We start from the raw sequence: 302 nt of genomic DNA on the forward strand, positions 1-302 counted from the left end.
TCAGCGCAGGGTAAGGATTCTTGGAAGATCTTCCTCTTACATGAGACGGCTGTGCATAAGAATCTGGGGACTGTTACGTGCAGCCTAGTGGGGAATCCAACGACAGGAAGATCAACGAGTCGACGAGTGATGTGGTCGCGTAACTTTCCTGACTGTCCGCAGTCCGGGCACACGCCGACAACGGCTACTGGCCTAGCCTCAATGATGGTCAACGCTCCGGCATCAGCGGCACCGGTGATGGCAAGCCCGATTTCCGCGGTACGGCAGATAGTGTCAGCAACGAGGTTTCCAGTAGGCTTCAC

1 protein-coding gene is annotated in these 302 nt (G+C 56.0%); it reads right to left on the minus strand.

Annotation, left to right across the window (positions count from 1 at the left end):
* Positions 1-302, minus strand: a 302-nt coding sequence (locus HMPREF2807_RS14405; RefSeq protein ID WP_198531406.1) for a transposase family protein, incomplete at its 3' end; no start/stop codon positions are given.

It is taken from the genome of Corynebacterium sp. HMSC074A09 (genome assembly GCF_001811545.1).
Classification (GTDB): domain Bacteria; phylum Actinomycetota; class Actinomycetes; order Mycobacteriales; family Mycobacteriaceae; genus Corynebacterium; species Corynebacterium hiratae.